At 66.7% G+C, this 18,311-nt stretch carries 21 protein-coding genes; 9 read left to right on the top strand and 12 right to left on the bottom strand.

Annotated features, from left to right (window positions below; translation table 11 throughout):
* Positions 1–85: 85 nt before the first annotated feature.
* Positions 86–649 (bottom strand): GlcG/HbpS family heme-binding protein, encoded by a 564-nt coding sequence (locus HTS88_RS14330; protein WP_174179472.1) that lies wholly within the window; start codon positions 647–649, stop codon positions 86–88.
* A gap of 191 nt (positions 650–840) precedes the next feature.
* On the opposite strand from HTS88_RS14330, the gene HTS88_RS14325 reads away from it, so the two are divergent.
* The 5 genes from HTS88_RS14325 (at position 841) to HTS88_RS14305 (ending at position 4,359) form a co-directional block, all read left to right on the top strand.
* On the top strand, positions 841–2,076 hold the full coding sequence (locus HTS88_RS14325; RefSeq protein ID WP_174179470.1) for a sensor histidine kinase: 1,236 nt from the start codon (positions 841–843) through the stop codon (positions 2,074–2,076).
* Entirely contained in the window at positions 2,073–2,699 is a 627-nt protein-coding gene (locus HTS88_RS14320; RefSeq protein ID WP_174179469.1) for a response regulator, read from the top strand. Before HTS88_RS14325 ends, HTS88_RS14320 begins: the two co-directional genes overlap by 4 nt.
* A 133-nt stretch (positions 2,700–2,832) precedes the next feature.
* Positions 2,833–3,036, top strand: a complete 204-nt coding sequence (locus HTS88_RS14315; protein ID WP_013599688.1) for a cold-shock protein — start codon at positions 2,833–2,835, stop codon at positions 3,034–3,036.
* Positions 3,037–3,186: 150 nt separating this feature from the next.
* Positions 3,187–3,540 carry a hypothetical protein gene (locus HTS88_RS14310; RefSeq protein ID WP_174179467.1) on the top strand — a complete coding sequence of 118 codons (354 nt, stop codon included), beginning with the start codon at positions 3,187–3,189 and terminating at the stop codon, positions 3,538–3,540.
* Between the two features lie 33 nt (positions 3,541–3,573).
* Positions 3,574–4,359, top strand: coding sequence for a MerR family transcriptional regulator (locus HTS88_RS14305; RefSeq protein ID WP_174179465.1), 786 nt, complete (start codon positions 3,574–3,576; stop codon positions 4,357–4,359).
* Here HTS88_RS14305 and HTS88_RS14300 read toward each other — a convergent pair.
* Positions 4,356–5,489 carry an acyl-CoA dehydrogenase family protein gene (locus tag HTS88_RS14300; protein ID WP_174179488.1) on the bottom strand — a complete coding sequence of 378 codons (1,134 nt, stop codon included), beginning with the start codon at positions 5,487–5,489 and terminating at the stop codon, positions 4,356–4,358. The two genes, HTS88_RS14305 and HTS88_RS14300, sit on opposite strands and share 4 nt — an antisense overlap.
* Before the next feature lie 148 nt (positions 5,490–5,637).
* Here HTS88_RS14300 and HTS88_RS14295 point away from each other — a divergent pair, with 148 nt between their 5' ends.
* On the top strand, positions 5,638–6,144 hold the full coding sequence (locus tag HTS88_RS14295) for a MarR family winged helix-turn-helix transcriptional regulator (RefSeq protein WP_174179463.1): 507 nt from the start codon (positions 5,638–5,640) through the stop codon (positions 6,142–6,144).
* Between the two features lie 43 nt (positions 6,145–6,187).
* On the opposite strand, the gene HTS88_RS14290 is transcribed toward HTS88_RS14295, so the two are convergent.
* Positions 6,188–6,841, bottom strand: coding sequence for a DedA family protein (locus HTS88_RS14290; protein ID WP_174179461.1), 654 nt, complete (start codon positions 6,839–6,841; stop codon positions 6,188–6,190).
* Positions 6,842–6,912: 71 nt separating this feature from the next.
* Entirely contained in the window at positions 6,913–7,512 is a 600-nt protein-coding gene (locus HTS88_RS14285; RefSeq protein ID WP_246256324.1) for a helix-turn-helix domain-containing protein, read from the bottom strand.
* 67 nt (positions 7,513–7,579) lie between these two features.
* Here HTS88_RS14285 and HTS88_RS14280 point away from each other — a divergent pair, with 67 nt between their 5' ends.
* Positions 7,580–8,557, top strand: coding sequence for an NAD(P)/FAD-dependent oxidoreductase (locus HTS88_RS14280; RefSeq protein ID WP_174179460.1), 978 nt, complete (start codon positions 7,580–7,582; stop codon positions 8,555–8,557).
* Here HTS88_RS14280 and HTS88_RS14275 read toward each other — a convergent pair.
* From HTS88_RS14275 to HTS88_RS14260, 4 genes are read right to left on the bottom strand one after another with little or no spacing between them, the layout of a single operon-like run.
* Positions 8,544–9,320, bottom strand: coding sequence for an enoyl-CoA hydratase (locus HTS88_RS14275; RefSeq protein WP_174179459.1), 777 nt, complete (start codon positions 9,318–9,320; stop codon positions 8,544–8,546). The genes HTS88_RS14280 and HTS88_RS14275 overlap by 14 nt on opposite strands.
* Positions 9,317–10,306 (bottom strand): 3-hydroxyisobutyrate dehydrogenase, encoded by a 990-nt coding sequence (gene mmsB / locus HTS88_RS14270; RefSeq protein WP_174179458.1) that lies wholly within the window; start codon positions 10,304–10,306, stop codon positions 9,317–9,319. Before mmsB ends, HTS88_RS14275 begins: the two co-directional genes overlap by 4 nt.
* Positions 10,299–11,423: an enoyl-CoA hydratase/isomerase family protein gene (locus HTS88_RS14265; RefSeq protein ID WP_174179452.1), complete on the bottom strand. Its 1,125-nt coding sequence runs from the start codon at positions 11,421–11,423 to the stop codon at positions 10,299–10,301. The genes mmsB and HTS88_RS14265 overlap by 8 nt, the downstream gene beginning before the upstream one ends.
* On the bottom strand, positions 11,423–12,922 hold the full coding sequence (locus HTS88_RS14260; protein WP_174179450.1) for a CoA-acylating methylmalonate-semialdehyde dehydrogenase: 1,500 nt from the start codon (positions 12,920–12,922) through the stop codon (positions 11,423–11,425). Before HTS88_RS14260 ends, HTS88_RS14265 begins: the two co-directional genes overlap by 1 nt.
* Positions 12,923–13,179: 257 nt before the next feature.
* Between HTS88_RS14260 and HTS88_RS14255 the strand changes: the two genes are divergently transcribed.
* Positions 13,180–13,986 (top strand): exodeoxyribonuclease III, encoded by an 807-nt coding sequence (locus HTS88_RS14255; RefSeq protein WP_174179448.1) that lies wholly within the window; start codon positions 13,180–13,182, stop codon positions 13,984–13,986.
* Positions 13,987–14,020: 34 nt separating this feature from the next.
* Positions 14,021–14,917 (top strand): DUF8083 family protein, encoded by an 897-nt coding sequence (locus HTS88_RS14250; RefSeq protein WP_174179446.1) that lies wholly within the window; start codon positions 14,021–14,023, stop codon positions 14,915–14,917.
* A gap of 24 nt (positions 14,918–14,941) precedes the next feature.
* Here the strand turns inward: HTS88_RS14250 and HTS88_RS14245 are convergent, their stop codons facing one another.
* The 4 genes from HTS88_RS14245 to HTS88_RS14230 form a co-directional block, all read right to left on the bottom strand.
* The gene (locus HTS88_RS14245; RefSeq protein ID WP_174179444.1) at positions 14,942–15,994 is read right to left on the bottom strand and encodes a LacI family DNA-binding transcriptional regulator; all 1,053 of its coding nucleotides are present in this window, start codon (positions 15,992–15,994) and stop codon (positions 14,942–14,944) included.
* Between the two features lie 140 nt (positions 15,995–16,134).
* Entirely contained in the window at positions 16,135–16,383 is a 249-nt protein-coding gene (locus tag HTS88_RS14240; protein ID WP_174179442.1) for a hypothetical protein, read from the bottom strand.
* Positions 16,380–17,276, bottom strand: coding sequence for a carbohydrate ABC transporter permease (locus tag HTS88_RS14235; protein WP_104188119.1), 897 nt, complete (start codon positions 17,274–17,276; stop codon positions 16,380–16,382). The genes HTS88_RS14240 and HTS88_RS14235 overlap by 4 nt, the downstream gene beginning before the upstream one ends.
* Positions 17,273–18,310: a carbohydrate ABC transporter permease gene (locus HTS88_RS14230; RefSeq protein WP_174179440.1), complete on the bottom strand. Its 1,038-nt coding sequence runs from the start codon at positions 18,308–18,310 to the stop codon at positions 17,273–17,275. Before HTS88_RS14230 ends, HTS88_RS14235 begins: the two co-directional genes overlap by 4 nt.
* Between the last annotated feature and the right edge of the window lies 1 nt (position 18,311).

Genomic DNA, 18,311 nt, shown 5'->3' with positions numbered 1-18,311 from the left:
CCGGTGAACCGGAGCCGCAGGCGCTGAGCAGCAACCCCGCGGCGGCAAGCATCACGGCAGTCCGGAATCGCCTCATATGCGGAGCCTACTTGGCAGTTCCGGCGACGGCATCCGCCCCTGCCGTGGCGCAGGCTTCGTCCAGCGCACCGTCCGGAGCACCGCCGACGCCGATGCCTGCCACCGAGACGCCGTTAACCTTCAGCGGGACGCCGCCGGCCAGGAACAGGGTGCCGGGGAGGTCGGCGATGGAAGGGCCGGTGCCGTTGATGCGCTTGGCCAGTTCACTGGTGGGGGCGCCAAAAGCGGCAGCGGTATACGCCTTTTGCTTGGCCGCTTCGATGGTGTGTTCGGCTGCGTTGTCACCGCGGAGCAGCGCCTGGACGGTGCCGAAGCGGTCCACCAGAGCGACGGTGACGAAGGGCAGCTTGTCAGCCTGGCATCTGGCCAGGGCGGCGCTGACTGCTGTGGCCGATGCCCCAACGCTGATGCGGTTCTGCTGCACCACGGTTTCGGGCGCAGGCTGGACATCGACGGCGGGGACGGCTGCCGGAGCGGGGCTGGTCCCGGCGTTGGCTGCCGCCGTCGCTCCTGCGGTCAGGACGAGGGCGCCGGCAGCGGCGGCGGCAAAGGCTTTGTGCGACTTCTTCACAGTGTCTCCTTGGAGGTCATGGTGGGTACGCACCAATCCTTCCGGGGGCGGCGGCACCCGGCATCGGGCCTTCGTCTGCAGTGGCCTCCCCCCAATGGCCAGCCGTATCAGCCAAATGGCTGAGAGACCAGCATTGGCGGGGGCAATAGCATGGAAGGTAGCGTTTCCCACCAGCCAGAACGGGACATCCCATGCCTACCCGAGCCGCCGGCACTGCCCCGGCCACCGCTGCCGCCCCGGGAACCACACCCCGGCGGAGTGCACCCCGCACCGGCCTGGGCAGCATCGAAACCGCGGTGCACCTGGGCTTCGCCGTGCTGCTGGTGGCCTCGCTGGTCCGCTACGTGATGCGGCACAGCCCGGCCGACAACCTGGTGATCCTGGGCCTGGCAGCCGCAGCGAGCCTGCTCTATGCCGCCGTGGCCGTGCTCGGCTGGCGCGGAGGCCCAGGCGCGCCCTGGATGTTCGCCCTGGTGGCGGTCTGGGCAGTGCTGGTGATTGCAGCTCCGAGCTTTGCCTGGTGCTCGTTTGCGCTCTTCTTCCTCAGCCGCAGCGCCTTGGCCGGTGCCGCCTCGTACGCGGCCGCTGGAATCACCGCCGCTGCCACGGCGGCCGGACTGTTCCGGATGAGCAACGGCACGGACCTCGCCATGCTTCTTGGCCCGCTGGCCGTGGGCGCCATGCTGACTCTCATCTATGACCGGATCCAGCACGACGCCGAGGAGCAGCGCCGCCTGCACGCCGAGGTGTCCGCGGCGCAGGAACAGCTGGCAGCCAGCGAACGCCGCGCGGGCACCATTGCCGAGCGGGAACGGGTCTCCCGGGAAATCCACGACACCGTCACCCAGGGACTGGCCAGCAGCCTGCTCCTGCTCGAGGCCGCGGGGCGGGCCTGGCCACGAGATGCGGCGCGGGCTGATCTCCGCCGTGCCACTGCACTGCTGCGGGGCAATCTGTCCGAGACCCGCAGCCTGGTGCACGAGCTCGCCTCCCCGGGGCTGGACGGGTCTCCGCTGTCCGAGGCCCTGCTCCTCGCGGCCAGGCAGTATGTCCCGGAGGCCAGGCTCCTGGTCACCGGGGACCCGCGCCCCGTGCCCCCGGAGCTCCGCCATGCCCTGCTCCGTGTCGTGCAAAGCGCCGCCTCCAACATCAAGCTACATGCGTCAGCCACTGCCGCCACCGTGACCCTGGGGTTTCTTCCAGAGGGGGTCACCCTGGACGTTTACGACGACGGTACCGGCTTCGATCCGGCGGCGGCAGCACCGCCGTCGGACGCGGGAGGGTACGGGCTGAGGGCCATGCGCCAGCGGGTGGAACAGCTGGGCGGCACCCTGTCCGTGGAAAGCTCGCCCGGGGAAGGGACCATCGTTGCCGCCCAGTTGCCCCTGCCCTCCGCCATACAGGTCACTTCGGGGGAACCGGCATGAGCTCAATCACCGTCCTGCTGGTGGACGACCACCTCGTAGTGAGGAGCGGGCTGCGGGCCCTCCTGGGAACGCAGCCCGACCTGGAGGTCATCGGAGAGGCAGCATCCGGGGAAGAAGCGCTCGAGCGGGTGCGGGAGCACTCCCCTGGCGTGGTGGTCATGGACCTCGCCATGGGCAGCGGAATGGACGGGATCGAAGCGATCAGGAAGATCCGCGAGCGCAACAGCGGCCAGGCGGTCCTCGTCTTCACCACCTACGACTCCGATGCCGATATTGTGCGGGCCGTGGACGCCGGCGCCATGGGGTATTTGTTGAAGGATGCCACGCCGGAAGAAATTTTTACTGCGATCCGTGGTGCTGCCGAAGGCAAGAGCGTCATGAGCCCGCCGGTGGCATCGCGGCTGTTCCAGCAGCTGCGCAACCCTGAAGAAATCCTCACTCCGCGCGAAGCCGAACTGCTGAGCCTCCTGACGGAAGGTCTGGGCAACCGTGAACTGGGCCGGCGCCTCTTTATCTCCGAAGCCACGGTGAAAACGCATCTTGCCCACATCTACGCCAAGCTTGGGGTGGACACCCGGGCGGCCGCGATTGCCACCGCCATCCGCCGCGAAGGGATGCGCTGACCTCGCCAAATGTTGCACAACCCTTGCAAGCGCGGCCTGCGCCCCGTACGTTGGGGACTGCGGGGGACGTTCTCCTCGCACTCCGGGCCGATGGCACGGGGAGAGAATCAGAGTCACACGAAGGAATGCAGCCATGGCAACAGGCACAGTTAAATGGTTCAACGCCGAAAAGGGTTTTGGCTTCATTGCCCCCGATGACGGGTCCGCTGACGTTTTCGCCCACTACTCGGCAATCGCCAGCAGCGGATACCGCTCACTCGATGAGAACCAGAAGGTTGAATTCGATGTGACCCAGGGCCCCAAGGGCCCGCAGGCGGAGAACATCCGCCCGCTCTAAGGTTTAGGTGACCGCCGGCTGTGCCGGCGGAACCCGGTATCCTGCAGCGGCTTCTTCAGCATTTTGCTGGAGGGGCCGCTGTTTTGCTTCCCCGGCTGCTGCCCGCCGCTCCACCACCCTTAGGGTTCTGAAATTTGGGACAATCGGAGAGTGACAGGACAGGATCAGGACCCTTGGGAAGAGTTCGACAAACTGGGGCCGGCCGTGCCCGACCGCGTTCCCGGGCACCCTGGCGGTGAACCCCTGGGCTTCGGGTTCCGGACCGGTGTCCGCAGCGCGCGCGTCGCGGTGGGGTTCGCCATTTACACCCTTGCCCTGGGAACTGTCCTGGCGCTGACCGGCTGCATTGTCTTCGCCGCCCGGGGGCAATGGGTGCTCGTGGGTCTGATGCTGGCCATCGAGGCCGTCTTTGTTTTCGCCTTCAGCCGCCTCGTTGCGCAGGCCAGGAACCGGTCCGGCCGCCGCCGTCCGCGCGGTCAGGGTTTCCCGGAAAAGCCTGCTTGACCTTGACGCAGCGTCAACCCCTACGCTCAAACCATGGAAGCAACGGATGCCAAGACCGGCCCTGACTGGTCCATCCAGGACGTGGCACGGCTGGCGGGCACCACAAGCCGTACACTGCGGCATTACCACGAGATTGGCCTGCTGAAGCCCAGCCGGGTGGGCAGCAACGGCTACCGCTACTACGACGGCGACGCCCTCCTGCAGCTGCAACGGATCCTCCTGCTGCGGGAGCTTGGCCTTGGCCTGCCGGCTATTGCCGAGGTCTTCCAGCAGCAGGCGGATCCCGTCCAGGCCCTGGGCCGGCACCTGGAATGGCTGGCGCAGGAACAGGAGCGGCTCGCGCGGCAGATGGCATCCGTCCGGCAAACAATCGAAACAGTGAAAGGCGGAGGAGACATGGTGGCGGAAAAGATGTTCGACGGTTTCGACCACACGCAGTACAAGGACGAGGTGGAAGAGCGCTGGGGCAAGGACTCCTATGCGAAAAGCGACGCCTGGTGGCGTGGAATGGATGCGGCGGAACAGCGGGAGTGGAAGTCCCGCGCTGCGAAGCTGGGCAGCGACTGGATCGCCGCTGCAGGTTCAGGGCTTTCCCCTGCCGGTCCCGAAGCGCAGGACCTGGCGCGGCGGCACATTGAGTGGCTGACGTCCATTCCCGGCACCCCTGCCGCTGAGGACGGCGGAGACATCAAGGGGTATGTTGTGGGCCTGGCGGAGATGTACGTTGCCGATGCCCGGTTCGCGGCCAATTATGGCGGCATGCAAGGAGCAGGCTTTGTGCGGGATGCACTGCTGGCTTATGCGGAGAAGCGCCTCTAGGCGAACGCCGACTTTCCGGTTAGGGCCCTCCCCACGATGAGGGAGTTGATCTCGTAGCTGCCTTCGTAGGTGTAGAGGATTTCTGCATCGCCGAACAGCTTGCCCATTTCGAAGTCGGCACTGATGCCGTTGCCGCCCAGCAGGGAACGGCCCATGGCCACCGACGCGCGGGCAAGCCTGGTGGTGGTGGCTTTGGCCAGGGCTGCCTGTGCCATCTCCAGCTTTCCCTCCTCCTGGATACGTGCCAGCTGTACCATCAGCGCGAGTGAGGCCGTGGCGTTCCCCAGGATGTCCGCAAGCTGCTGCTGGACCAGCTGGAACTGTGCCAGCTCCTTGCCGAACTGCCGGCGCGCCAGTGAGTAGGAGCGGGCTATGTCGAACGCGGCGAGCTGGATTCCGGCGGCCTGCCAGCCCACCCAGGCCCGGGAGTCCCGCAGTAAGTCGTTGGCCTTGGCGAAGGATGTGGCCCCGGGCAGCAGGTTGGCCGCCGGAATCCGCACGTCCTTCAGCGTGATGTCCGCGTTCTGCATGATCCGCAGGCCGATCTTGTTGCAGATTTTTGCAGCCGTGTAGCCGGGCCGTTCCGCCTCCACCAGGAAGGCCTTGACCTGCAGGTCCTCCACGTCGCGTGCCCAGACCAGGGCGAAGTCGGCGATGGTGCCTGCCCCGATCCAGCGCTTGGCACCGTTGAGGACCCATTCGGCGCCGTCCAGCCTGGCTGACGTTTCGAGTCCGCCGGAGATATCGGACCCATGGTCCGGTTCAGTCAGCGCGAACGCGCCAAGGCTGGTGAACGCCTCAAGGCCCGGCAGCCAGCGGAGCTTCTGTTCCTCGGATCCCAGCTCCTTGATGGTTCCCACGATCAGCTCATTGTGGATGCCCGTGAGGGCGGAGAGGGACACGTCCGCCCTGGCCAGCTCCACGTACATCAGGCCCTTGAGGAGGACGGAACTGCCATCCACCTGGAGGGCACCCAGTCCGTATACGCCCATCTCCGCCAGAAGGCCGAAGGGGAACTCTTCGCGGTTCCAGTACGGTATGGATTGCCCCCGCACATGGTCCTGCAGGAATTCACGGACGCGGAGGTACCGCTCCCGCTCAGGCCCTGCCAGGAGGTCCACGACGTACATGAGGTCGGCGTCGGGAAAGGGGGGCGATTCGCCGCGTCCTTCGGGACCCACCGGCACCCACCTCCGCTTCGCCCAACCATTGGATGTCCTAGTATATTCACATCGCTCATAAAAGAGTGATGCGCATCACTCGGACGAAAGGTGTTCGATGGGTACCCCACTGTCCCGCGATCCCATTGCCGAAGCCCGGCGGAACTGGGAGGACCATGGCTGGGCGGACGTCGCGGCCCCCATGGCTGCCATCACCGCCATCATGCGGACGCAGCAGATCCTGCTGGCCAGGATCGAGTCCACGCTCAAACCGTTCGGGCTGACGTTTGCCCGCTATGAACTCCTGGCACTCCTGAGCTTCGCCAGGAAAGGCTCCTTGCCCATGAACAAGGCGAGCGCACTGCTCCAGGTCCACCCCACGTCCATCACCAATGCCGTGGACCGGCTTGAACGCGCAGGCCTGGTGGACCGGTCCCCGCATCCCACCGACGGCAGGACCACGCTGATTGAGCTCACCACCGCGGGGCGCACCCTGGCGAAGAGCTCGACGGCGGCTCTCAACGCCGAGGTGTTCAGCGCCCCGGGGTTTGATCCCGGCGACGTGGACCACCTGATCCGCATCCTGGGATCCTTCCGCCGGAACGCCGGCGACTTCGAGGAGTAACGCCTGGCCAGGGGCATGACGGGCGGCCTGCGGGATAGGCCCGTCAGCGGCGGACTTTTTCCCGCTTGAGCCGCCGCACCACGAGCAGGACTACCGTCACGCCCAGCGCGGCGTAGACCGCGTAGTTCAGGAACCTGGAGTACTGCTCGATCAACTGGTATTGGGTGCCCAGCAGGTACCCGAGGCCGATCAGGGCCCCGTTCCAGAGTCCGCTGCCCGCCAGGGTGTACACGCTGAAGGTGGCCAGGGGCATCCCGGATGCTCCGGCCGGGAGGGAGATCAGGCTGCGGACACCGGGGAGCAGCCGGCCGAAAAAGATGGAGGACCTGCCGTGGCGGCGGAACCATCCCGCCGCTTTCTCGAAGTCCTCCTGGTCCACCAGGGGGAGCCTGGACAGCCCGCGGATGGAACGTTGAAGGCCCAGCTTCGCGCCCAGCCAGTAGAGCAACAGGGCACCGAGGTAGGCCCCGAGGGTACTGGTCACAAAGACGAGGATCAGCTGCAGGGAACCCTGTTTGGCGAGGTAGCCGGCCAGGGGAAGGATCACCTCGCTGGGGATAGGCGGAACCACCGTTTCGGCGAGGGTAAAAGCACCGACGCCCCACTCACCCATGTGCTCTATGGTCCGGGCAGCAACGCCCACCAGGCCGGTCAAATTGTCAGTTGAGCCGCCAGCGCCTGCCGCCATTCCCCACATAGAACTCCCCATCTGCTTCCGGCCGTCCCGTCCTGTCTACCTTACGCAGCTGGGAAAAAGCTGGACCAGGTTCAGGACGGGCGGGAACGGACATGCATCCGCTCCCCCTGGGTGCCGAAAAGGCTGAGGAACTCAACCGGTTTTCCATCCGCCCGGCCGAACCAGTGCGGGACGCGGGTATCGAACTCGGCGGCCTCCCCCGCGCCCAAAACGAGGTCCTGGCTGCCCAGCACCATACGGAGCTTTCCGTTGAGGACATACAGCCATTCGTAGCCTTCGTGTACCTGCGGGTTGGGCTGGTCCAGCGGCCCGGCCGGCAGGATGTGCTTGTAGGCCTGGATGCCGCCCGGCTTCCGGGTGAGCGGAATGATGGTCATCCCCCGCGCCATGATGGGCCGCAGGTGGACCCGGGGATCTCCCGTTGCGGGCGCACCCACCAGTTCATCAAGCGGGACGTGATAGGCCCTCGCCAGGGGCAGCAGCAGCTCGAGGTTGGGGCGGCGCTGGCCGGACTCCAGCCTGGAGAGGGTACTCATCGAGATACCGGTGGCGTCTGCCACTGCTGACAGGGTGATGTCCCGGGCCAGGCGGAGCGCCCTGAGGCGCGGCCCCACCGCCGCAAGCACAGCGTCCGTTCCCGACTCCCTGCCGCTTTCTGCTCCTGTATCCATGGCACCATATTGCCATTCCGGCAAAATACTTTGCCAGTCCTGACGGGAACGCAGCAGCATTGGAGCCATGACTGAAAACTTCGAAACACTCCATGACGTCCTGATTGTTGGCGGCGGCGCTGCCGGACTGAGTGCGGCCCAGATGCTGGGCCGCAGCCGCCGTTCCGTGGCCGTGGTGGACGGCGGGGAACCGCGCAACGCCCCTGCCGCAGGTGTCCACGGCTTCCTGTCCCGCGACGGGATCAGCCCTGGTGAGCTCCTTGCTGTCGCCCGCACGGAGGCTGAGAGCTACGGGGCTGCCGTGGTCAACGGCAGGGTCGTGGCTGCCGCCGGCGGCCTGGCGCAGGGCTTCGAAATATCGCTCGACGACGGCACGCAGCTGCGCGGCCGGCGCCTGCTGGTTGCCACCGGGCTCACGGACGAGCTGCCCGCGGTCGATGGGCTGCGTGAGCGCTGGGGCAGGGACGTGCTGCACTGCCCGTTCTGCCACGGCTGGGAAGTGCGGGACCAGGCCATCGGCATCCTTGGGAACGGCCCATGGTCGGTGCACCAGGCCCTGCTCTTCCGGCAGTGGAGCAGCAACATTACGCTGTTCCTGAACAACAGGGTTGCCCCGTCCGACGCCGAATCCGAGCAACTGGCGGCGCGCGGGATCCGGGTGGTGGACGGGGCTGCCGAAGCCGTCCGGGTTGAACGTGACCGGCTGCGCGGAGTCGCCCTGGCCGGAGGTCCGGAGATTGCCGTGGAGGCGCTGGTGGTGGGCCCGCGCGCCCATGCCCGGCTGGAAGCCTTTGCCGGCCTTGGCCTGGCCCCGTCCGAACATCCGTCCGGAGCGGGAACCTTCCTTGAAACGGATGCCGACGGCGGCACGCCCGTTCCCGGTGTCTGGGCGGCAGGCAATGTCACGGACCTGAAGGCCCAGGTGCTGGCCTCTGCGGCCGCTGCCGCCTGGACCGCCGTCGTCATTAACAACCACCTCATGGCGGAGGAGCTGGCAGCGGACGTCGACGCCTACCGGAGGGCGCTGGCCCCTACCGGTGCCTGAACTCCGGCTGGCGCTTCTCCGTGAACGCCGCCATTCCTTCCTTCTGGTCCTCGGTGGCGAAGAGGGAGTGGAACAGCCGGCGCTCGAACAGCACCCCCTGGGCGAGCCCGGTCTCGAAGGCGGCGTTCACGGCTTCCTTGGCAACCATGGCCACTGGCCTGGACTTGGAGGCGATCACGTCGGCGGCCTTCAGAGCCTCGTCCACCACGTCCTCGGCGGGCACCACCCGGGACACCAGGCCGCAGCGGTCGGCCTCCTCCGCCCCGATGAACCGCCCCGTAAGGATCAGGTCCATGGCCTTGGCCTTGCCCACGGCGCGGGTCAGCCGCTGTGAGCCGCCCATGCCGGGCAGGACGCCCAGGTTGATTTCCGGCTGCCCGAACTTCGCGTTGTCTCCGGCGATGACCAGATCGCACATCATGGCAAGTTCACAGCCGCCGCCCAGGGCAAATCCCGAGACGGCCGCAATGGTAGGGATGCGCAGCCTGGTGAAGTCTTCCCAGCCGCGGAACCAGTCGGCGGCGTACATGTCCATGTAGCCCTGCGCCGCCATCTCCTTGATGTCGGCGCCGGCCGCGAAGGCCTTGCCGGAGCCGGTAATAACAACCGCCCCCACCCCGGGGTCGGCATCCATCGCCTTGACCGCGGCCACCAGTTCCTCCATGGTGGCTTTGTTCAGGGCGTTCAGTGCCTGCGGGCGGTTCAGTGTCACCAGGCCCACCCGGCCCCGCTGCTCCACAAGGATGTTCGCGTATTCCGTCACTCCGGGCTCCCGTCGTCCTGCGCTGCGCTCTGTGGCGCACTGCCTGCTGAGTTCTCTGGTCCGCCGCCCGCCGGGCGGCCGGACATGTCGCGGATGTCGGTGATGATGCCGGAAAAGTCCCTTCCCGCGCCCTCCCCTGCCGCAAACGTACCGTAGATTTCCGCGGCGAGCGGGCCCATCCGGGCAGCCACCCCGGTGCTGTTGAGGGCGTTGACGGCCAATGAGAGGTCCTTGGCCATCAGGGCCCCGGCGAAACCCGGCTGGTAGTCACGGTTGGCCGGGCTGGTGGGGACGGGGCCGGGCACCGGGCAGTTGGTGGTGAGGGCCCAGCATTGTCCAGAAGCCGCGGAGGCCACATCGAAGAGCGCCTGGTGGCTCAGGCCCAGCTTCTCCCCCAGGACAAACGCCTCGCTGACGGCGATCATGGAGACGCCCAGGATCAGGTTGTTGCAGATCTTCGCGGCCTGGCCTGCGCCATGGGCACCGCAGTGGACAACGCGCCTGCCCATCACGTCCAGCAGCGGCCGCACCGCCTCAAAGTCTGCGGCGTCCCCGCCCACCATGAAGGTGAGGGTGCCTGCTTCGGCCCCCACTACGCCGCCGGAGACCGGGGCATCCACGGAGCGGTGGCCGGCCTCGATGGCGAGGGATGCTGCTTCCCTGGCCTCGTCCACGTTGATGGTGGAACAGTCCAGGAACATGGTCCCGGGTTTCGCCGCCGCCAGCAGTCCGGGTTGCCCCGCCTGGCCGCGATAGGCCTCCAGGACATGCCGGCCGCTGGGGAACATGGTGAGGACCACGTCAGCCCCGGAGACGGCTTCAACAGCGCCCGCCGCGACCGGGACGCCGCTGGCTGTGGCGGCTTCGAGGGCTGCCGGCACCACATCGAAGCCGGCCACGGAATAGCCTGCCTTGACCAGGTTCACAGCCATCGGACCGCCCATGTGGCCGAGGCCCAGGAAGGCGACAGTGTATTTTTCAGTCATGGTCAGGCTCCTTTAGCTGCGGGTCCACGCCCCGAAGGTCCAGTTCCCGGCTCCCCAGGGGCTCAAAAAAGCGCTCCACCTGCTCCGGCGCCACGTCCGCCAGGGTGGCCGGGTTCCAGCGGGGGTTTCGGTCCTTGTCCACAACCTGCGCCCGGATGCCCTCCCGGAAATCCGGCGCTTCCAGGAACCGCAGGCCCGTCCGGTACTCCTGCGCCAGGGCCTCATCGAGGGTGTGGCCTTTCGCGCGGCGCAGGGCGGCCAGCGTGACCTTCACCGACGTGGGCGATTTCGCCTCGATGGCGTCTGCCGCCTGAGCGGCCTCGTCGCTGCCCACGCCCTCGTAGCCCCGCAGGCGCCGGACGATGTCCCCGGCGTCATCCGCGGAGTAGCAGGCGTCAATCCAGTCCCGCTGTCCCTGCAGCGCCGAGGGCGGCGCTTCCGTGCTGTAACGCCCGACGGCGGCTTCCGCTGTTTCGTGTTCCAGCGCCGCCACCAGGGCGGGCAGCTTTTCCGACGGGACGAAGTGGCTGGCCAGGCCGAGGTACAGCGCATCCGCTCCGTCCAGGTGTGCGCCGGTCAGGCCTGCGTGGGTTCCGGTTTCACCGGGGGCGCGGGACAGCAGGAACGTCCCGCCGACGTCGGGCGCGAAGCCGATGGTGGTTTCCGGCATCCCCGTGCGGGTGCGTTCGGTGACCACCCGCACGGACCCGTGGGCGGATATGCCGACGCCGCCGCCCAGCACCAGCCCGTCCATCAGTGCCACGTAAGGTTTGGGATAACGGGCGATCAGGGAGTTGACCCGGTACTCGGTTGCCCAAAAACGGGCGGTCCGTTCCCCGCCCTCCAGCATGTCCCGGTAGATGGCCACAATGTCGCCGCCGGCGCAAAGGCCCCGGTCTCCGGCGCCCTGCACCAGCACCGTGGCAACGCCGTCGTCGTCCGCCCAGGCGGTGAGCTGCTCCAAAAGTTGCCCCACCATGCCGGCCGTGAGCGCGTTGACCGCCCTGGGCCTGTTGAGGGTAATGACGCCCAGCCGGCCGCGGCGCTCGAACAGCACCTCCCGGCTGTCCACTGAAACCCCTGTATCAGCCGTGCCCTGCGGTGCGCTGTGCGTCATCAACTTCCTTCCGGCATCACGAAGCTGGCTCCGTGCCTTATTCCCGAGGGCCACCGCGTGGTCACCGTTTTGGTCTTGGTATAGAAGCGGAAAGCGTCCGCACCGTGCTGGTTCAAATCGCCGAATCCCGACGCCTTCCAGCCCCCGAACGTGTAGTAGGCGATGGGCACGGGGATGGGGACGTTGATCCCCACCATGCCCACGTCCACGCGGGTGGCGAAATCGCGGGCGGCGTCACCGTCCCGGGTGAAGATGGCCACGCCGTTGCCGAACTCGTTCCTGGTGCAGAGCTCGAGCGCTTCGTCGTAGTCTGCCGCCCGGACCACGCACAGGACAGGACCGAAGATCTCGTTGCGGTAGATCGCCATGTCCGTGGTGACGTGGTCGAAAAGGGTGGGGCCTACCCAGAAGCCGTCCTCATGGCCCGGCACACTGAGTCCCCGGCCGTCCGCCAGGAGCGTGGCTCCGGAGTCAGCCCCCGCCTGGATGTAGCCCTCGATGCGTTCCCTGGCATCGGCCGACACCACCGGGCCAAAGTCGGACGCCTGGTCAAGGCTGTGGCCCACCTTGAGGGCTGCGACGCGGTCCTGGAGTTTGGCCACCAGCCGGTCCGCCGTTTCCTGCCCCACGGGTACGGCAACGGAGATGGCCATGCAGCGCTCCCCGGCGGAGCCGTAGCCGGCGCCGATGAGGGCGTCCGCCGCCTGGTCCAGGTCGGCGTCGGGCATGACCACCATGTGGTTCTTGGCCCCGCCGAAGCACTGGGCCCGCTTTCCGTGGGCGGCGGCCGTGGCATAGATGTAGTGGGCAATCGGGGTGGAACCCACAAAGCCCACCGCCTTGACGCGCGGATCCTCCAGCAACGCGTCCACGGCCTCCTTGTCGCCATTGACCACGTTGAACACCCCGTCCGGGACGCCCGCTTCGGTATACAGCCCGGCCAGGCGCAGCGGTACCGAGGGGTCCCGTTCGGAGGGTTTCAGGATGAAGGCGTTGCCTGCGGCCAGGGCAGGGCCGGACTTCCACAACGGGATCATGGCCGGAAAGTTGAACGGGGTGATGCCGGCGACGACACCCAGCGGCTGGCGCAGCGAGTGGATGTCTATCCCCGGTCCGGCGTCGCTGGAGAACTCTCCCTTGAGCAGGTGCGGCGCCCCGGCGGCGAACTCCACCACCTCCAGGCCCCGCTGGATGTCGCCTTTCGAGTCGGCGAGTGTCTTCCCGTGTTCGGAGGACAGCAACCGGGCGAGCGCGTCCAGGTCCCGGTTGACCAGGTCCACAAACCGAAGCAGGATCCTCCCCCGGCGCTGGGGGTTCATGGCCGCCCACTCCACCTGCGCCTTCTCCGCGACGGCAACAGCGTTCTGCACCTCATCCCGGCCGGCAAGCGGCACGCGCGCCTGGACCTGGCCGGCGCACGGGTCGAAGACGTCGCCAAAGCGGCCCGACAGGCCTGCCGCATGCTGGCCGTTGATGTAGTGGGAGAGTTCACGGACCATGACTGCACGCTCCTTCGCATGTGATCCAGGTCATTTCTGGTTGCGAATATACTCGGACTTCCTACTAACTTCCACCGGGCCCCGCTCCGTCCCTGTTCCGCTGTCCCAGCCACATGGCAGGCTTCGCCGTGCCGGGGCACATTGGGACCTGGCCCGGCCGAAGGGAGCTGCGTGCGGCGGTGTGTCCGCGCCGTTGTGCCCCGTTTCGGCGGCACTTCCGGGTCCGCATTTCCGGCGCTCAAGGTAGGTTAGGAACTGTGAAGATAGCTACCTGGAATGTGAACTCGCTCCGTGCCCGCGCCGACCGCGTTGAGGCCTGGCTTCAGCGCAGCGACTGCGACGTCCTGGCCATCCAGGAGACCAAATGCAAGGACGACAACTTCCCGTGGGAACTCTTTGAGCGCATGGGCTACGAGGTGGCCCACTTCGGCGTAAACCAGTGGAACGGAGTTGCCATCGCCTCCCGCGTGGGGCTGGAGGACGTTGAGCGGACGTTCCTGGACCAGCCCTCCTTCGGCAAGGCGGGCAAGGACCCGGTCCAGGAGGCCCGCGCCATGGCAGCAACCTGCGCCGGAATCCGCATCTGGAGCCTCTACGTCCCCAACGGCCGTTCCCTGGACGACGAACACATGCCCTACAAACTCAAGTGGCTGGAGAGCCTGAAGACCCACGCCCAGGAGCTCGTCACGCAGGACCCGGGTGCCCAGGTGGCCCTGATGGGTGACTGGAACATAGCGCCCTTCGACGAGGACGTGTGGGACATCGACCTCTTCGTCAACAACCGGTACACGCACGTCAGCCCGCCGGAGCGCGCCGCCTTCCACGCCTTCGAGTCGGCAGGCTTCACCGACGTGGTGCGTCCCTACACACCGGGACCGGGCGTCTACACCTACTGGGACTACACCCAGCTGCGCTTCCCCAAGAAGGAAGGCATGCGGATCGACTTCGTGCTGGCCTCACAGGCATTGGCAGCGCGCGTCACCGGCGCTTCGATCGACCGCGAGGAGCGTAAAGGCAAGGGCGCTTCGGACCACGCACCCGTGCTGGTGGAACTGGCGGACTGATGACTGCGACCTGGACCCACGCAAGGAGGCCGTCGTGACCGGAAACCTCTACCGGGGCCAGGCCGGCCTGCCATTCTCGTCAACCCTGCGCGTCTACGAACCGCTGGAGGCCTTCCCCGAAGAGCAACGCAAGGCGATCCAGGAGGCAGGGGCGCGTGCCGCCTCCCGCGCCGCCGTCGAAAACGCCGAACTGCTTGCCTCCCTGGGGCGCATCACGCGCTCCGGAGGCGACCCCTTCCCCACCGGACGCACAGACCTGGTGCGCGTCACCACCGCCCCGGCACCTGTCGCAGGGAGTGACAGCGAACCATCCGCTGACGGAGCCGGCGCCGAGCCTGTGCTGCTGTACTGCCCCAGCCAGCTGGTGCTGCGCGCCGGCCTGGCCGCCAACGCACTGATGGAGGGCATCCACGGCCCGCTGGCGGAACTGCTGATCCCCGAGGAACAGCGGGACAAGCACCAGGAACGGATTGACCAGGTAAAGGCCCGCGACGGCTCAACCCGCGTGCACACCCGGGCATCCACGTGGGGAATCCCGTTCAGCTGGTTCTCGCTGTTCATGGAGTCGGACCACAAGGACGTTGTGGAGTCCGGGGGGCGGATCGTTACGGTGCGGGTGTGGGCGCCCATCACCGAGGCCTTGGAGCGTGCCCGCTACGCGGTGGCCAACCTGGCGCTGGCGGCGCCGGACCTGGACATGCTGGACGATCTTGCCCAGCTCACCGAGTGGCTTGAGATGTTCCACGTGGACTCGATGGTGGAGCTCGATTACGGAGCAGTGGCGGACAAGGTGTACCCGGACGAATCCCCCATGGACATCAGGCTGGGCATCGAGTGCCTCGCGGAGGGCGACATGACCGGCGCTGCTGCAGCCTACCGACGCCTGGCGTCCCGCTGGATTCCCATCCGGCAGCTGGCGCGCGCCTCCTGAAGCTGCAACCGCGGATGGATGCACCTAGGACTGTGGCGGCGCCGTCGTCCTTCTGACAATCAGTTCATGGGGCGCGACGGCGGACTGGACCGATCCAACCTGCCCGTCCAGTTCATCAAGGAGCATCTTGGTGGCCAGCTCGGCCTGTTCGTCGGGCCGCTGGCCCACCGTTGTCAGGCCCACGGCCTCAGCAAAGTCATGGTTGTCGATTCCCACGACGGACAGGTCTTCCGGCACCCGGACCCCGAGGCGGGAGGCTTCGAAGATCACGCCCATGGCCATCTCGTCCGAGGCACAGAAGATGGCGGTGGGCTTGGCACCGGGTTTGGACCAGAGCCGGCGGAAAGCGGCCTGTCCGCTGCGGACCGTGAAGTCGCCCCATTCGTCCCATTCAGGCCGGGTGGGAAGCCCCGCCGCCGTCATCACGTCCTTGAACGCCAGGATGCGGACGCGGGGAACGTCGAAGTTCAGGTCCGTCTCGTCGTCGCCGTGCAGCAGCGCAATGTCACGGTGGCCCAGGTCGATCAGGTGGCGGACGGCCGTGGAGGCTGCCGCATAGTCGTCTATCCCGATGTAGGCGCATTCCTCGACGTGGCCGCCGACCACCACCAGGGGAATGTCGATTTTCTGCAGGTGCTCGAGTTCCTCGTGGGTCAGCGCCATACACAGGACCAGCAGCGCATCGATCTGCTTGTAGACCATGGTCTTGCTGAAGAGCCGTTCCCGGTTGCTGCCGTGCCCGCCCAGGTTGAACAGCGATAGGTTGTAGTTGCGGGCGTGCAGTTCCCGGTCCGCGCCTTCAATGGCTTTGGAAAAGAACCACCGGCTCACGAAAGGCGCCAGCACCCCGATGGTCTTGGTCCGGCCGGTGGCAAGGCCCGAGGCGGAGCTGGAGGCCACATAACCCAGGTCCCCTGCGACGTCGAGGATCTTTTGCCGCGTTGCCGGTGACACCCGGGGCAGTCCCCGGACCGCCCGGGACACGGTGGCGGTGGACACCCCTGCTGCGGCCGCTACGTCTTCGATGCTGACCCCGCTGTGGCCGCCCCGTTGAGACCTTTCACTTGTGCGTGCCACGGTGTCCCCTCATGTACTCCCTGCAGGCATGCGCCCTGCTTCTGTGCGATGCCCCCTGCAATGGTATTCGGGCACCGCCTTGCGTCGCAGTGTTACCTGCCTGGGGGGAGGCAGCCCCCGCGTCCGAACCGCCGGGAGTGCTACCTCCGGTCCGGCAGGCGCCGCCGCAGCCGTACCATGCCGTACAGCGCCAGCAGCGTTGCCAGCAGGCCCAACGCCCAGCCAAGTGCGGGCTGGGCCGTCACCTCCATCCAGAGGGTGACCACGAACAGGACCAGGGCCCAGAAGCCGAGGAACCCGATAATGATGTCAAAATCCTCGCCGGACCTGGCCCGACGGCGATCGCTTCCCGCCCCCGTGGGGCGGGAGCGGGAAGCGTCACCCGTCACTTGACCGCACCTGCCGTAAGGCCGGCCACGATCTTGCGCTGGAAGACGAGCACCAGGATTACGAGCGGAATGGTGACGATCGTGCCCGCGGCCATAATGGCCGTGTAGGGGATCTGGTTGGGCTGGGCACCGGCGAAGCTGGCGATGGCAACCGTGACCGGCTGCGTGGCGTCATTGGACAACTGGCTGGCGATCAGGAACTCGTTCCAGGAGGAAATGAACGCCAGGATTGCCGTGGTGAAGATCGCCGGAGCTGCCAGGGGCATGATCACTTTCCGGAACGCCTGGCCCTGCGTGCAGCCGTCGACACGGGCTGATTCCTCCAGCTCCCACGGCATTTCGCGGAAGAAGGACGTCAGCGTGTAGACGGTCAGCGGCAGGACGAAGGAGATGTTCGGGATGATCAGCGCCTGGTACGTTCCCATCCAGCCGATGTTGGTGAACAGCTGGAACAGCGGGGTGATCAAGGCAACGCCGGGGAACATGGAGGCACCCAGGATGAAGCCCAGCACCAGGAACTTGAACCGGAAGTTCAAGCGCGCCAGTGCGTACGCGGCGAAGACGCCGATCAGGAGCGAGATGGCCGTAACCGTCACGCCGATGAAGACGCTGTTGATCAGTGCCTGGCCGAACCGGTTGCCGAACGAGGTGTCGAAGGCAGTGGCGAAGTTGTCCAGGGTCACGTGGGTGGGCAGCAGCGAGGTGTCGTAGGTAAAGCCCACCTCGCGGAACGCCGTCACCACCATCCAGTAAGCCGGCGCAAGGCACCAGATCAGGATGACGACGGCGCTGATGTACGTGCGTGCCTGCGCCCATTTTTCCCGGTTCTGGGCGGCCTTGCGGCCTTTGTCCTGCCGTGCCCGCAGTTCCGTGGAGGCAGTTGTGGTTGTCATTTCTTCCCCTTACCGGTGGCTCCGCTTTGCTCCACGACGTTCGCACCAAGGAACCGGACGAAGATGAATGCGACCAGGAAGATGATGATGAATGTGATGGTGGACAAGGCGGCCGCTGAATTGAACCCTTGCCTGATCTGGTTGATCACCAGGATGGACAGCGTGGTGGTGTTGTTGGCACCGCCGGTGAGGATGTACGGAAGGTCGAACATACGGAGGGCGTCCAGGGTGCGGAACAGGATGGCGACCATCAGCGCTGGCTTCACCAGCGGAAGCGTGATGAGCCGGAAGCGCTGCCACGCAGTGGCACCATCCACCTTGGCAGCCTCGTAGACGTCCGCCGGAATCATCTGCAGGCCAGCAAGGATCAGCAGCGCCATGAACGGCGTGGTCTTCCAGGTGTCCGCGATGATCACGGCCCACTTGGCCGGCCACTCGCTGCCGGTCCACAGGATGGAGGCGTTGAACAGCTTGTTGGCGATGCCCTCGAAGGCGAAGATGAAGAGCCACAGCTGGGCGGTGACGGCGGTGGGGATGGCCCACGGAACCAGCACTGCTGCCCGGACGAGTCCGCGGCCCTTGAAGGTGCGCGCCATGATCATGGCCATCCAGAAACCAAGGATTGTTTCAAAGGTGACAGTGATGACGGTGAAGAGGAAGGTTGTTCCGGTGGCTGACCAGAACTGGCCGCCCAGCGTGCCGGGCGGGCAGGCGACGGTACCGCCGCCGGGGGCGGCACACTGCTGCCCCAGCCAGTTCACGTAGTTCTGGATGCCGGCGGGACCGCCGGCGGTGAAGAGCCCTGTCGCCGGATCAAGCCCGGCGTCCTTCTGGAACGACATGACGATGGCACTGATGATCGGGTAGACGATCACAATGCCCAGAGCAATGATGGTCGGTGCAAGAAGCCAAGTGGCCCACTTGCCCTGGCTGAGGATCTTGTTGTCTTCCCCTACGCCCTTGGGTCCGTGGTGGACCGGGGTCCCGCCCGACGCCGGCCCTTTTACCGGCGTCGGGCCCAATTCGGTTGCCATG

It is taken from the genome of Pseudarthrobacter oxydans (assembly GCF_013314975.1).
Taxonomy (GTDB): Bacteria; Actinomycetota; Actinomycetes; order Actinomycetales; family Micrococcaceae; genus Arthrobacter; species Arthrobacter oxydans.
This window is presented reverse-complemented; position numbering and strand designations above follow the sequence as displayed.